The sequence below is a fragment of the Nostoc sp. genome (assembly GCF_036916975.1).
Taxonomy (GTDB): Bacteria; Cyanobacteriota; Cyanobacteriia; order Cyanobacteriales; family Nostocaceae; genus Nostoc.
Genome location: NZ_JBALFF010000029.1, coordinates 63087 through 77772, shown reverse-complemented (window position 1 = coordinate 77772; position 14686 = coordinate 63087). Strand labels below are relative to the sequence as shown.

8 protein-coding genes and 4 pseudogenes are annotated in these 14686 nt (G+C 40.4%); 3 read left to right on the top strand and 9 right to left on the bottom strand.

The genetic code is table 11. From position 1 onward, the window contains the following. Positions 1-306: 306 nt before the first annotated feature. Positions 307-1545: a M20 family metallopeptidase gene (locus V7K73_RS05160; RefSeq protein WP_334877729.1), complete on the top strand. Its 1239-nt coding sequence runs from the start codon at positions 307-309 to the stop codon at positions 1543-1545. Positions 1546-1590: 45 nt separating this feature from the next. Here the strand turns inward: V7K73_RS05160 and V7K73_RS05155 are convergent. The 3 genes and pseudogenes from V7K73_RS05155 to nifJ form a co-directional block, all read right to left on the bottom strand. Next, a pseudogene (locus tag V7K73_RS05155) lies at positions 1591-2043 on the bottom strand (hypothetical protein); the annotation flags it as partial. 37 nt (positions 2044-2080) lie between these two features. Beyond that, complete coding sequence (locus V7K73_RS05150; protein WP_334877727.1) at positions 2081-2281, bottom strand: hypothetical protein; 201 nt, start codon at positions 2279-2281, stop codon at positions 2081-2083. 433 nt (positions 2282-2714) lie between these two features. Continuing rightward, positions 2715-6308, bottom strand: a complete 3594-nt coding sequence (gene nifJ, locus V7K73_RS05145) for a pyruvate:ferredoxin (flavodoxin) oxidoreductase (protein WP_334877725.1) — start codon at positions 6306-6308, stop codon at positions 2715-2717. A gap of 568 nt (positions 6309-6876) precedes the next feature. On the opposite strand from nifJ, the gene V7K73_RS05140 reads away from it, so the two are divergent. Continuing rightward, a complete protein-coding gene (locus V7K73_RS05140; protein ID WP_334877723.1) occupies positions 6877-7533 on the top strand; it encodes a GAP family protein in 657 nt (218 codons plus the stop codon). Between the two features lie 310 nt (positions 7534-7843). Here V7K73_RS05140 and V7K73_RS05135 read toward each other — a convergent pair. From V7K73_RS05135 to V7K73_RS05120, 4 genes and pseudogenes are all read right to left on the bottom strand, one after another. Next, positions 7844-8629, bottom strand: a pseudogene (locus V7K73_RS05135) (DevA family ABC transporter ATP-binding protein). A 68-nt stretch (positions 8630-8697) separates the two neighbouring features. Continuing rightward, positions 8698-9177, bottom strand: a pseudogene (locus tag V7K73_RS05130) (FtsX-like permease family protein); the annotation flags it as partial. Further along, positions 9161-10042, bottom strand: a pseudogene (locus tag V7K73_RS05125) (HlyD family secretion protein); the annotation flags it as partial. The pseudogenes V7K73_RS05130 and V7K73_RS05125, both read right to left, overlap by 17 nt. 192 nt (positions 10043-10234) lie before the next feature. Continuing rightward, positions 10235-10852, bottom strand: a complete 618-nt coding sequence (locus V7K73_RS05120; RefSeq protein ID WP_334877721.1) for a TetR/AcrR family transcriptional regulator — start codon at positions 10850-10852, stop codon at positions 10235-10237. Between the two features lie 353 nt (positions 10853-11205). On the opposite strand from V7K73_RS05120, the gene V7K73_RS05115 reads away from it, so the two are divergent. Beyond that, entirely contained in the window at positions 11206-12318 is a 1113-nt protein-coding gene (locus tag V7K73_RS05115; RefSeq protein WP_334877719.1) for an endo-1,4-beta-xylanase, read from the top strand. 274 nt (positions 12319-12592) lie between these two features. Here the strand turns inward: V7K73_RS05115 and V7K73_RS05110 are convergent, their stop codons facing one another. Next, a complete protein-coding gene (locus V7K73_RS05110; protein WP_334877717.1) occupies positions 12593-13414 on the bottom strand; it encodes a WecB/TagA/CpsF family glycosyltransferase in 822 nt (273 codons plus the stop codon). Between the two features lie 117 nt (positions 13415-13531). Then, positions 13532-14683, bottom strand: a complete 1152-nt coding sequence (locus V7K73_RS05105) for a glycosyltransferase family 4 protein (RefSeq protein WP_334877715.1) — start codon at positions 14681-14683, stop codon at positions 13532-13534. Between the last annotated feature and the right edge of the window lie 3 nt (positions 14684-14686).

The window sequence follows — 14686 nt, the reverse complement described above, 5'->3', positions numbered from 1 at the left end:
AGAGGGATTGAGGGTGAGGTTTATTATATGTTTAATTACGTCTGCCTACTTACCTCACCCTAGTTTTAGGTAGTAAATAAAACCTGACTCTCCGATACTTTGGAGAGGGATTGAGGGTGAGGTTTATTATATGTTTAATTACGTCTACCTACTTACCTCACCCTAGTTTTAGGTAGTAAATAAAACCTGACTCTCTCCGATGCTTTGGAGAAGGATGTCCGATAGGACTCTTTGAGGTTTTGAAATTCCCTACGATAAACTAAGAAAATAAACTTGCGTTAGCTGTACTTAAACTCGTTTGTCATAATGATTTCTACCTTTCCCAATTCTTCTTCTGTTGATTTATCTCGCATCCGATTGGCAATCCGTTCATTGCAACCGCAATTAGTAGAGTGGCGGCGGCGATTGCATCAACAACCAGAGTTGGGTTTTCAAGAAAAACTAACGGCTGAGTTTGTCTCACAAAAGCTGCAAGAATGGGCAATTAACCACCAAACTGGCATTGCCCAAACTGGCATTGTTGCCACCATCAAAGGTAACAAACCCCCCACTCCTCACTCCCCACTCCCCACTCCCCAAGTTTTAGCGATTCGGGCAGATATGGATGCTTTGCCAATCCAGGAACTCAACGAAGTACCCTATAAATCGCAGCATGATGGAGTAATGCACGCTTGTGGACATGATGGACATACTGCGATCGCATTAGGTACAGCTTACTATCTTCAGCAGCATCGCCAAGACTTCTCCGGTACAGTGAAAATTATCTTTCAGCCAGCAGAAGAATCACCAGGAGGCGCAAAGCCGATGATTGAAGCTGGAGTGCTAAAAAATCCTGATGTTGACGCGATTATTGGTTTGCACTTGTGGAATAATTTACCCTTGGGAACAGTAGGTGTCCGTTCTGGGGCGTTGATGGCTGCTGTGGAGTGCTTTAACTGCACAATTTTGGGCAAAGGTGGACACGGCGCACTACCCCATCAAACTATCGATTCCGTGGTAGTTGCTGCCCAAGTTGTAAATGCTTTGCAAACCATTGTCGCTCGGAATGTGAATCCCATTGATTCAGCAGTGGTGACAGTGGGCGAACTTCATGCTGGAACCAAGCGGAATGTGATTGCTGATACAGCGAGAATGAGTGCCACTGTCAGGTATTTTAATCCTAGTTTAAAAGGCTTTTTCAACCAGAGGGTTGAGCAGATTATTGCTGGAATTTGTCAAAGTCATGGTGCGAGTTATGACTTAAAATACTGGTCACTTTATCCACCAGTTATTAATGATATGAAGATGGCGGAATTGGTGCGAACTGTAGCAGAAGAAGTGGTAGAAACCCCGTTGGGTATTGTGCCAGAATGCCAAACTATGGCTGCTGAAGATATGTCATTCTTCTTACAAGAGGTTCCTGGTTGCTATTTCTTTTTAGGTTCTGCAAATCCAGAGAAAGATTTGGCTTATCCCCATCATCATCCCCGGTTTGATTTTGACGAAACCGCCTTGGGAATGGGTGTAGAAATATTTGTTAGATGCGTGGAGAAATTTTTGAATTAATTGAGTGGGTGTAAATTAGATGTTTTTAATCAAGCGGACATGATATTATGCTTGCAAGACAAAATCTGATGCTGTGAGAGTTGGCGCACCAGTTAGAGTTGCAAATAAACCACCACAGCCAAAACCCGCCGCGCTGCCATTTTGATTGTAGAACAACTGCCCATTCACAGGATCGTAGACAATTTTTGCCGTGCTAGTCGCCACTGAAGAAGTTATTTTAAAATCATTGGCGTTGCTAAAACCTGTTCCTGCAACAGAAGTAATTGCATTAAAGGTAGTCTTATCTAAGATAATCTTGTCACCTTGAGAACTGTTAAAGTCACTAATGGTATCTACACCAACAGCAGAAGAGGCAAAGGGAGCATTGGTATTGTAAAGGAAATTGTCAGCACCCGCACCACCGACAAGAGTATCATTACCAGCACCGCCGATGAGAATATCATTGCCAGCATCACCTCGTAGCAAGTCATTGCCACTCAAGCCATTAATTTTGTCGTTACTAAAGTTCGCCTTTAATACAACTTAAAGCACAGCGTTATTCATCAACATCACGATGTTTCTTATGAACATCACGATGTTTCTTATGAACATCACGATGTTTCCCATGAACATCACGATGTTTCCCATCAACATTACGATGTTTCTCATCAACATTACGATGTTTCTCATCAACATTACGATGTTTCCCATGAACATTACGATGTTTCTCATCAACATCGCAATGTTGTAATATCATGTCCGCTTGATTACTTATTAAACCCGAAGAACCCCAGCCAAAGCTGCGTTTTGTCTCCCCTCCCCGCCTGCGAGGAGGGGATTAAGGGGTAGGGTGCAATGACTATGGGAATCACAATTAATTACCCGGACATGATATAATATGTCATTGCGAGAAACGAAGCAATCCCACTCATTGCGATCGCAATGAGTGGAGACGGTACGCCTAGCTTGGTTCTCTGTAGGAGTACGTTCTTCTCTACAACACGCTACGCGAACGCAATAACATTAGGGACTTCCAAGAAATAAACATATCCATCTTGTGGGGTGGGCATCCTGCCCGCCCGAATATGGGACGGGTGTTCGCGTAGCGGCACGTAGTGCGGACACCCATCCCACAAGAAAATTTGGGATGTTTTTTTATTTGTCAGTCCCTTATATTTATACGCATGTACTTAGTCATTAACATCACGCTTTGCCAGATATTGGTACATCTGCCAACGTGTATCTACCTCAGCTTGGGCTTGTTCTAACAAGTGCTTGGCTACTTCGGGTTTGCTCTTGGTGAGCATCTTGAAGCGATTTTCTTGATACATCGAATGTTCTACCGATTGTTTAGGCGATCGCATATCCAATTGCAAGGGATTTTTACCCTGGAGGAGCAACTCTGGATTATGCCGATACAGCAACCAACGTCCTGATTCTACCAGAGTTTTTTGATGATTCATCCCTGTGGTCATATCAATACCGTGAGCGATGCAATGGCTGTAAGCAATAATTAATGATGGGCCATCATAAGCTTCTGCTTCCAGAAATGCTTTCAGGGTATGTTCATCTCTAGCACCAAGGGCTACACTCGCTACATAGACATTTCCGTAGGTCATGGCAATCATTCCTAAGTCTTTCTTAGGTGCTGGCTTACCACTGGCGGCATATTTAGCAACTGCGGCTCGTGGCGTAGCTTTAGAAGATTGACCGCCTGTATTAGAATACACTTCTGTATCCATCACCAAAATGTTGACATTTCGACCACTAGCAATTACATGATCGATGCCGCCAAAGTCAATATCATAAGCCCAACCGTCACCGCCAACAATCCAGACGCTTTTTCTCACCAAGTAATCGGCGAGGGATTTTAGATTTTGGATTTTAGATTTTAGATTAGGATCGAAAGTGACGATTTCATCTAACTTCTGCTGCAAAAGTTCTATCCTTTCGCGCTGTTCCCAAATGTCAGCCTCAGATTTTTGTTCAGCTTTCAGGATGGAGTAGACAAGGTTTTCATCTATTTCACTCCCCAATTTTTGCAACAATTCTGCCGCAAACTCAGCTTGTTTATCGAGAGAAAGACGGAAGCCAAAACCGAATTCGGCGTTATCTTCAAATAAATTATTAGACCATGCAGGGCCGCGTCCTTGGGCGTTGGTTGTCCAAGGTGTTGTGGGGAGATTCCCACCATAAATTGAAGAACAACCTGTAGCATTGGCGATGACGGCCCGATCCCCAAACAATTGTGTTAATAATTTTAAATAAGGTGTTTCACCACAACCTGCACAAGCACCAGAGAATTCAAATAAAGGTTCTTGCAGTTGTTGTTGGCGAATCTGGTTTAATTTTAGCGATCGCCTGTCAGGATTAGGTAAACTCAAAAAGAAATCCCAGTTTTTTCGCTCTTGTTCCCGCAATGGCAATTGCTGTGCCATATTAATCGCTTTCCGCGATGGCTCAGATTTATCCTTCGCAGGGCAAATATTTACACAAATAGTGCATCCTGTGCAATCTTCTGGGGCAACTTGAATGGTAAATTTTTGATTAGCAAAGTCTTTATCTTTTGCACCCGTTGACTTGAAGGTTCCTGGTGCATTAACTAACTCATCTGCTTGATAAGCCTTTGCCCGGATGGCACTGTGCGGACAAACCATCACGCACTTACCACATTGAATGCAGACATCCGGCTCCCAAACAGGTATCTCTTCGGCAACGTTACGTTTTTCCCACTTGGCAGTACCTACGGGAAAAGTGCCATCAACAGGTAGGGTGCTAACAGGTAAATCATCACCTTCCCACACCATGATTTTGCCTAGAACTTCTTGGACAAATTCGGGAGCAGAGTTAAGTGAAGAGTTAGGAGTTAGGAGTGAGGAGTTAGAAGTTGGGATTGTTTGTGGTATATCTACTTTATGCAAGTTGTCTAAAGTCTTGTCTACAGCTTGCAAGTTCATGCGGACAACTTCAGCGCCTTTTTTACCGTAAGTCTTGTCAATGGCTTGTTTGATTTTAGTGATCGCTTCTTCTTGTGGCAAGACACCCGCTAAGGCAAAGAAGCATACTTGCATAATAGTGTTAATTCTGCCACCCATGCCACTGTCGCGGGCAACCTGGCTAGCATTGATTACGTATAACTTCAAATGCTTATCAATAATTTGCTGCTGTACCTTTATCGGCAGATATTCCCAGACGCTATCTGCATTGTATGGACTATTAAGCAACAAAGTCGCCCCAGGAATAGCAGCTTTCAAAATATCTATGCGTTCCAGAAATCCCCAGTGATGACAACCAATAAAGTTAGCTTGGTCAATCAAGTAGGTAGAACGAATTGGTTCTTTACCAAAACGTAGATGAGAGACGGTTATTGAGCCAGATTTCTTGGAATCATAGACAAAGTAGCCTTGGGCGTAATTGTCGGTTTCTTCACCAATAATCTTGATAGAATTTTTATTAGCCCCAACAGTGCCATCAGCACCTAACCCATAGAACATTGCCCTAACAACATTATCCGATTCTGTAGAGAAATTAGAGTCAAAGCTTAGAGAAGTGTAAGTAACATCGTCATTAATCCCAATAGTAAAATGCTTCTTCGGCTGGCTTTGCGCGAGATTATCGAAAATACTCTTCACCATCGCCGGGGTAAATTCTTTGGAAGAAAGACCGTAACGACCACCAATAATTTTAGGGTATGAGAAAGTATTTTCTCCCCCTGCTCTCTTATCTCCCCACGCCTCATGGATAGCAGCTACAACATCTAAATATAACGGTTCCCCAGCGCTACCTGCTTCTTTGGTGCGGTCAAGGACAGCGATCGCTTTTACACTAGTTGGTAATACTGCAACAAACCTTTGGACATCAAAGGGGCGGTAAAGTCGCACTTTCACCACGCCAAGTTTTTCACCACGGGCGTTAAGGTAATCGACTGTTTCATGGACGGTTTCACAACCTGAACCCATAAGAACGATAACGCGCTCGGCATCGTTAGCGCCGTAATATTCATAGATTTTATAATGCCTTCCCGTGCGTTCTCCAAATTCATCCATGATCCGCTGGACAATATCTGGACAAGCGTTGTAATAAAGGTTAGCGCCTTCCCGTCCTTGGAAGTAGACATCGGGGTTTTGGGCAGTACCGCGCAATACTGGACGATCTGGGGTCAGCGCACGGCTGCGGTGGGCGAGTATTAGGTTATCGTGGATGAGCGATCGCAAATCCTCATCTGAGAGCAATTTGACTTTCTGCACTTCATGGGAGGTACGGAAGCCATCAAAGAAGTGCATAAACGAGACTCGCGTCTCCAGCGTAGCAGCATGGGCAATCAGAGCAAAATCTTGACTTTCCTGCACCGAAGCGGAACACAGCAGAGCAAAACCAGTCGCACGGGCTGCCATCACGTCGCTATGATCGCCAAAAATTGATAACGCATGGGTAGCCAAAGAACGGGCTGCAACGTGAACTACAGCGCTAGTCAGTTCACCAGCAATTTTGTAAAAGTTGGGTATCATCAACAATAATCCCTGAGATGCCGTGAACGTGGTACTCAAGGAACCTGTTTGTAATGCCCCATGCACAGCACCTGCGGCTCCTCCCTCGCTCTGCATCTGCACGACGCTGGGAATAGTACCCCAGAGGTTAGGACGACCTTCTGCTGACCAAGCATCTGCCCATTCACCCATAGCTGAAGAGGGGGTGATGGGATAAATGGCAATTACCTCATTTAATTTGTAAGCGACACGGGCGACAGCTTCATTTCCGTCGATGGTTGCAAAGGTTTTGTTCATAATTTTATTTTTGTCTTTGTCTCTAAACTGCATTATCAGAACACATGAATATAACAATCAGAAATAGCCAGAATTAGAAAGTGAGAATTAAAGTTTGTAGTAAGGACTTTAGTCCTGATAATCTTTGCTCTGAGCGATAAATCGCTCACTACAAACTAAGATTCTTTATATTTAGTTATGTCTACCTACTTATTTTCTGCATTGAAGATTTAACGGTAGGATTTACTCCGCGTTTAAAGGATAGTTTATTGATGGATTTCTGGTTCTTAAGTTAACCTTCAACCAATACTGCATCTCTTAATATCTCATCTGCAATACTGCATCTCTTAATATGTATTAATAATGTACTCAATAATCAAAATCTATGTTTGATAAGACTTTAAGGAAATTTATTTTTTTCTGTGGGGTATAGGTTCGGGAATCTCTGATATATTTTACTTAACCGTCAGAAGTCATTTCTAAAGTCAAAATAAAATTTCTGTAGGATAAACAGAATGAGAGGTAGCTTATTTTTTCTCTCCTACTTAAGATTGACTAACAAAACTCAAAACCAATTTGCTATTCAAATATGACCTTTTTTTTACTTTCTCTGGCAGCAATCTCAGTATTTGGTAGTATTAATCCTAACGGCTTTGTAGTGCAAATTTATCTACTGAGTACACCGAAGCCTGTTATCCGTGCATTAGCTTTTACACTTGGGGAATATGTTGGACTTTTCATTTCAGGACTGTTAATTTTTTGGGGTATGAGACAAGTAATTGAAGAAGTTTTAAATTCTGTTGGTAAGAGTATTTATGGATTACAATTATTTGCAGGAATAGGACTATTGATTGTAGGATGTAACGCACCAAAAATTTTTAATGCTTCTACAAAAACTTTACACCCTCATTCACTCAAGCCACTGCACACTTTTTTCTTAGGTTTTACGATTGTCGCCGTGGAAACTCCAACTGCATTGCCTCATATTGCTGCCCTCAAGCAAATGAATGATGCCCATCTTTCAATCCCAATATTTATATTAATTTGGGCATTATACGATTTTATTTTTATTTTTCCATTATTAATAATAGTTGCTGTCTATCTGGTATTAAATGACAAAGCTATTAGTTATTTAGAAGTATTTTATTATCGAATAAATCGTTGGATCAGTAAAATATTACCCTTCCTTTTGAGTGGAATTGGCGTTTTCTTTATTATTAACAGTCTCATTGAGTTTTTTAGTTAGATAGTTTTTGTCACAGTATAATTTATTTCACTTTTTTGCATTGCCACCATAAAGTTTAACCTAATCAGAGCTAGAAACCTAATTTATACGACTATATTAGGACAGCAAGCTGTTGAACGATTCTTGGCGTTCTTCTCTAACGATACGCTGCGCGTTGGCAAAGCCTCTCGTAGAGATGGCGTCTTGGCGGTTCGATAAATTAAGCTTTTTAGCACTTTTTGCGTAAGTCCTAATTTTGAGAAAGCAATTAAGTATTTTGCTTATTGAATTCGACTTAATCTTTACTTTGACTTTATGTAAGTTTGACGAATTACGAATTGGTATTACTTGCTTGTAGTGTAGATTCTGTGTCATCGGTCTTCAACTGACCATCTTCCATATAAATAATCCGATCGGCAATATCGAGGATGCGGTTATCGTGAGTAACTAGCAAAATTGTACAACCTTGTTCTTTAGCTAACTTCTGCATTATTTCCACAACATCGCGCCCAGATTTTTTGTCGAGTGCAGCTGTGGGTTCATCTGCTAAGACAATTTTAGGATGACTAACTAAAGCACGAGCGATGCCTACGGCTGGCTACGCCTACGCAACCCGTTGCTTTTGCCCTCCAGATAGTTTCTCTGGGTAATAATCGACACGATCGCCTAAACCGACACTTTCCAAAATAGCGATCGCTTTGGCATCGATATCCTGATTCAGAAAATTGTCATGCAACTCTAGAGACATTCGCACATTTTCTCTTGCTGTCAAAAAAGTCATCAAGTTATGCGCCTGGAAAATATAGCCAATCTGGCGACGAAGCTTCGTTAATTGTTGCTTTTTCGCACCACATATTTCCTCTCCTAAGATTTTGAGACTACCTTCTTGAGCAGAACGCAATCCACCCATTAAAGTTAACAAGGTGGTTTTCCCTGATCCAGAGGCGCCAGTCATGATGACGATTTCCCCAGCCTTAATCTCTAAATTAATGTCGAATAATACTTGTTTGCGAAGCCCACCTTCATCAAAGTAGTGGTTGAGGTTACTAATAGAAATTACAGATTCTAAAGTAGAAAATGTTGAATCTGAATTTACTGGTAAAGATTTTTGCAACATAAGATTTTATAGGGCATTGGGTATGGGGGAGATAATTACTAATTTTGTACAGACGCGATTAATCGTGTCTAAAAAACATCGGCAGGGTCAGCAGATCGTAACTTCTGCATTGCGATCGCCGCGGAAACACTACACATAATCACAGTCAAAATCCAAACCTGGATCGCTCGTTCCATTTTCATGAAAATAGGAAGCATCGTTGCAGCGTAGGTGACTTGATACAACCCAAAAGAAAGGATGAATCCAGGCAGAAAACCTAAGATAGCCAATAATAAAGCTTCTTGAATTAAAACTCCCAAGAGATAGTTATCGGTATATCCCATTGCTTTGAGGGTGGCATATTCTGGCAAGTGATCAGAAACATCAGAGTAAAGGATTTGGTAAACAATAACGATGCCAACGATAAACCCAACTCCAGTACCTAAACCGAAAATGAAACCAATGCCAGTACTAGTTTCCCAGTAACTTCTCTCCACTTTGGCAAACTCTTCTAGAGTGAGGACTCTGACATCTTTAGGTAGTCCATTCACAAGTTGCGATCGCATTTTCAACTTCTGTCTTGGCTGCGGCTACGTCTACAGGTCGGACTTCTGCAATACTGGTCAGCGTAGCTTTAGCTTCACTGACTTGTTTGCTGCCAGTGGCATTAGTGCGGGCGAGTGTTGCTTTGGCTTCGGCGAGTTCTTTGCTAGCAGTGGTGTTAATGCGATTAAGAACTGCTTTGGCTTCGTCTACTTGTTGTTTAGCAGTTTCTACGGTTAAGCCTTTGCTGTCATACAAAGAATTAGAAACTGCCCCTTGAGAATATAGCTGCTGATAACGTTGATATTCGGCTTCGGCATTTTTGAGTTCTGCCTCTAGCTTCTTAATGGTTGCCTCTTGCGCTATTCTGTCTCCTTGCCACTGCGCCTCTATCCGAAATATCGCTTCCTGTTGCGCTGTTTTGTCTCCTTGGGATTGGGCCTGGAGACGTTCAACGCTTGCCTGCTGGGCCTGAATTTCTCCTGCCTTTGCTCCAGCTTGCACTTGAGCGAGTTTAGCTTGAGCAACTCTGACTTGTTGTTGGGTTTGTATTACAGCAGTTTGTAAGCGATCGCGTGCGTCTAAAATTGCTACCACCTGTCCGGCTTGAGGGCGATCGCCTTCTTTGACTAGAATTTTGGCAATGCGATCGCCATCCAATGCTAAGGGTGCAAACAAGCTAATTACCTCTGCTTCCGGTTCTAGCCGTCCTAATGCAGTTACTTTTTGGCTTTTGGGCGTGGTTTCAAGTGGCTCAGATTTCTCAGTTTGACCAACTAACCAAAACTGAGAAATCCCATAAACAACAATTCCACCTGTAATAGCAGTAGCTACAATTACTAATGTAATTAACCCTTTTTTAGAAGTTTTTTCTGATACCTTTTGAACCATGTCTTTTCCTTTTAAAAAAACACATTTTATCTATATTAAATAAGTGGTTCAAATTAAATATAAAACCTCACCCTACCTCCGGCTTCCCTCTCCAAAATATCGGAGAGGGATTGAGGGTGAGGTTTTTTATTATATTTAATTACCTCTACCTACTTACATACAGCAGTTTGCAACAAGCATAAAGTACATAACCTAGCTCTCAAAACCTGATATAAAAACTGTTTTATTTTTGATTAATGCTGTATTTTGCGGCAAATATGCCGTCAGCATTTTGCCTAACAACGCACATTGTTCAATAAAATCAATTGTTTCATTCCCCCATAACTTCTCCAGAATTAAACCGTTTACAAAACTCAAGACAAAAGAAGCCAATACCAAATCTTGAATACCCAAAAAATCGCAGACTGCCTCTTGATAACGCTGATTAGTCCGCTTGAAAACACTATTTTTTAACATTTCTTTAGAGCCTTTGTGTTGGCAAAAATCAATCCAAATATAAGTCCATTTAATGAAGTAATCTTCGTTTTTGACTAAATATCTTCCTAGTGCTTCCATTGACTCTTGTAGCGTTTGCGCTCCTTCTAGTTCAGCTAATGCCCCACTTAAATCCTGCTCACATATCTCTTGGGCCAATTGCTCAAATAGAGCTTGTTTGCTAGGAAAATAGTGGTACAACGTACCAGTAGAAACCCCTAATACTTCAGCAATTTGACGCATAGTGATGGAACCATAGCCTTTTTGGCCAAATAAATCAAAACACTTGTCGAGCAGTTCTTTACGGTATTGCTCATGGTCAACAATCTTAGGCATGATCCGGATAATTTATATCGAACAATCGTTATAAATTAACCTAGCATCTTTATTGCTGATATCTAAAAACATAGTTGACTGATTTAAATTGAACATGCGTTATATTTTAACCTAGTTTTGCGCTAGATGTAATACTGATCAATTTTGATCTTTGCCAGTTAGTATAAGAGTATGATTTGATTTTGGAGAAAAACCGTAGATTCTGGGGGAAGAACGGTAAAATAATAATCAATATGTTTTTTATCCGGTAAAATAATAATCAATGTGTTTTTTATTAACAAGTATAATTTATGCCTTATCGGAGAAAATTTTTAACAAGAGCAGGATATACTACCCTTTCTGCGTTATTGACTATGGGGTTTTTACAAAAGGATAAGCAAAAAGAAGACCATAGCACAAATAAAGTCGTAGCAAATTATACTAATAATGCAAATTGTCCTCTGCGGGAATTAGCTGCATCCAAAGGAAAGCGTTATGGCGCAGCAATTTCTAGTGATATTTTGTTAAAAGAGAAAGATTACGCTAACCTGATCGCTCGTGAATGTTCGATTGTGACACCGAATGGTGAATTAAAATGGAACGCCACTGAACCACAGCCAGGACAATTTACCTTTGAATCAGCAGATGCGATCGCTGATTTCTGCCAAAAGTATAATATAGACATGCACGGGCATACCCTTTTCTGGCACATGGGAAGACCAGACTGGGCAACATACCCCCCCACTCTTAAAATGATCGAACAGCATGTTAAGGGAGTCATGGGGCATTATCGTAATAGCAAGGTTTTAAAGTCTTGGGATATTGCCAATGAAATTATCGCTGATAATGAGCAGGATACTGACAACCCTACATACGGTTTGCGTAGAGGGGTAAAACCAGAATTAATTCGAGACTTATTTTTAATTGCCGCTTCAGTTGATAACAGCAAGAAATTTTACCTAAACGATTTCGGCATCGAAGGCGCTACATGGAAATCAGACCGTTTCTTAAAAATGGTCGAATATCTGAAAAATAGCGGCGTTAAAATTGATGGGGCAGGTATCCAATCGCATCTATGGTTTTCTACTGCATATTCTTTTGACGAGAAAGGATTTAATTCTGTTTTAAAACGCCTTAATGATATTGAAGTGAAACCAATAATTACAGAATTAGATATTATTATTGATGCCCCACTACCCGATAGTATCCAAAAGCTCGACCAGATGGTAGCCGACAGTTACAAGCGATATCTTGACCTGTGCTTTGCGGCTAAAGTCGATACTGTAATTACATGGGGGCTTACCGACCGTCATACCTGGATACGCCATCCCGATTGGATGCCAAGACAACCCTTTAGAGACAATCCAAATCTCTGGAAATTTCTGCGTCCGCTTCCCTTCGATGAGAACCTGCAACCTAAATCTGCCCGTAATGCTATTGCCCAGGCTTTTGAGCAAGCAACTTATACTCCACCCACATATAAATAGAGCTTTTAACTATTATTCCAACCGAAATAGATACAGGACTTACGTTTTCAAGGCAGTGAAAGCCCTGATTTTCCGTAGGTGCAATTCATGAATTGCCCCTACATTTCGTACCTAATGCGTAAGTCATAACATAGAAAGATTCTTCGCTATTCACAAGCACGAAAGTTGAATCAACCGTGCTCACTAATTAATGATTAAGCCTAGCCTTAAAACAGTAGATCGATCAATTCGTCACGAATTTATCGATCTACTGGTAAGGCTTGGCAAGACTCAATCAAGCTAGAAACTTATGAAATTTTGTACTCAGAAATAGTAGCATTTTATTTTTTTGTTGACTTGGCATACTCCAAATTTCTCGTAAAAATAAAGTGGCTAGAAACCAAGGCTCAAGTAAGTAACGTCTCCAAAGTCTTTTAGGTTCAGATAACAAGCGATACAACCATTCCAAGCCCACCTTTCCCATCCAGCGAGGAGGAGTGGGTACTGCTCCTGCTACATAGTCAATACAGGCTCCACTGGTCAAAATACTGTTGGTATGAATATGCTCAAGATTTTCATAAATCCAACGTTCTTGGCGTGGCATACCCATCCCCACCATCAATACATGAGGTTTGTAAGCATTAATTGCAGCCAGAGTAGCAAGATTTTCTTGACTATCTTTATCTATGCCAATATAGCCATGAGCGCAAGCAATTTGTAACCCAGGAAATCTGCGGCACAAAATACTTGCTCCTTTTTCAGCGACTCCTGGTTTTGAACCTAAATAAAATACACGCCAACCTTTATCAGATGCTTCTGCCATCAAAGGCCATACCCAATCAGCATAGGTTACCCTTTGTTCTCGTTTCATAGGAAAACCCAAGAGCTTTCCAATGAACAATAGAGGCATACTATCAATATGGGTATATTCTGCCTTAGCATAAAAAGCTTGCATTCTTGGATCATTATGGAAGAGATAAAGACTATGCATGTTATGATTAGCAATAATCCATTTCTGATTCTTCTCAATAGATTCTTCAATCAATAAATTTAACTCTGGGATAGAGAGTGCATCCACTTTAACACCGAGAAATTTATAAGAAAATCGATTTTTCATGAGTTAATTGTTATTTTGGAAGTATGAAAGGTTAGCTCACAGCCAAGGTGAGTATTTTAAAACTATTTTTTAGCATATTTAAATATGCTAATTAAATTTTTTGGTAAATAAATAGAGCTAAGAGCTACTGACTTCAATGAGTATTGTTGCGATATTTTGCGCTCTTGCATTCCAGGAATATTTTTCTGTAATTAAGGTATATGCACTATCTACAAGTGATTGATATTTAGCAATATTTGAAGCTGCATCCAGCACTGTATTAGCGACTTCTTCAGTAGAGTATCCTGTTACTAAAAGATGTTCTAAATGGCGAAATTCTTCTAAACCTCGCAAACCTTCTGGTGTTGATACAACTAACTTTTTACTTGCAAAATAATCTAATGCTTTATTGCGAGCGCCACCTGCTACTGCCTGTTTTGAGAAAGGCAGCAAAGCAATATCTGCATATTTAAGATGAGCAACAAAAGCCTCTCTTTTAGGTAAAAACCCTAAAAAAGAAATATTAGAAGGTATCGGTGCTAAAATTTCATTACTATCTCTACCAATAATAACAAAATGTACCTTCTCTTGATGATTTTCAAGATATTTAGCAACCTCAATAGTCATTAATACAGACATATTATTGCTTGGAAATTGAAATGTCTTAGGAGCAATAAGAACCACTATTTTTGCTGGTCTGAATGCTAGATAGGGATCTTTATCCAGGAACAATTCAGCATTTAGTAAATCTTCAGTCACACCATTCCCAATACTATAAATCTCCTGTGGACTTTTACCATACCACTGAGAAATTAATTTAGGGATTGAGTCACCGGCAGCAATAATTGGAACACCAGAGAATATCAAAATTCCCTGAGCAATATATGTCTTAATACATTGTACAAACTCCTTGAAAGGATTGACAACTGAAAATAAGCGCATCCAGTATTCGTATGCGGAAAATGTATGAAAATCTAATACAAGGTAGGGCTTATTGCGTTTTATAAGCTTCAGTGAAATTAAAGCAGCTAATCCAGGTAATGTTTCTTGAGCATAAATGATATCTGGACAAAACTCATCAATGCACTTTTTTATACTTTGAATATATGACTTCAAACTTCTTGATACGATTGAAATAGAAGGTGCATATTTAACAGATGAACAATCTAATCCTATTTGAAAAACATCAAAATATTTAGTAAGGTATTGTCCGAGATAAAAAGGTCTAGTAAAAGCACCAAATGGCTGACTAGAATCGAGTGTTGAGACAATTAGTAAGCGTTTACCCATAAT

Bases quoted from the DNA above. Each gene is read 5' to 3' on its own strand.
- V7K73_RS05150 (WP_334877727.1), bottom strand. From the start codon at position 2,281: ATGATATTACAACATTGCGATGTTGATGAGAAACATCGTAATGTTCAT.
- V7K73_RS05110 (WP_334877717.1), bottom strand. From the start codon at position 13,414: ATGAAAAATCGATTTTCTTATAAATTTCTCGGTGTTAAAGTGGATGCA.
- V7K73_RS05160 (WP_334877729.1), top strand. From the start codon at position 307: ATGATTTCTACCTTTCCCAATTCTTCTTCTGTTGATTTATCTCGCATC.
- V7K73_RS05140 (WP_334877723.1), top strand. From the start codon at position 6,877: ATGACCTTTTTTTTACTTTCTCTGGCAGCAATCTCAGTATTTGGTAGT.
- V7K73_RS05120 (WP_334877721.1), bottom strand. From the start codon at position 10,852: ATGCCTAAGATTGTTGACCATGAGCAATACCGTAAAGAACTGCTCGAC.
- nifJ (WP_334877725.1), bottom strand. From the start codon at position 6,308: ATGAACAAAACCTTTGCAACCATCGACGGAAATGAAGCTGTCGCCCGT.
- V7K73_RS05105 (WP_334877715.1), bottom strand. From the start codon at position 14,683: ATGGGTAAACGCTTACTAATTGTCTCAACACTCGATTCTAGTCAGCCA.
- V7K73_RS05115 (WP_334877719.1), top strand. From the start codon at position 11,206: ATGGGGTTTTTACAAAAGGATAAGCAAAAAGAAGACCATAGCACAAAT.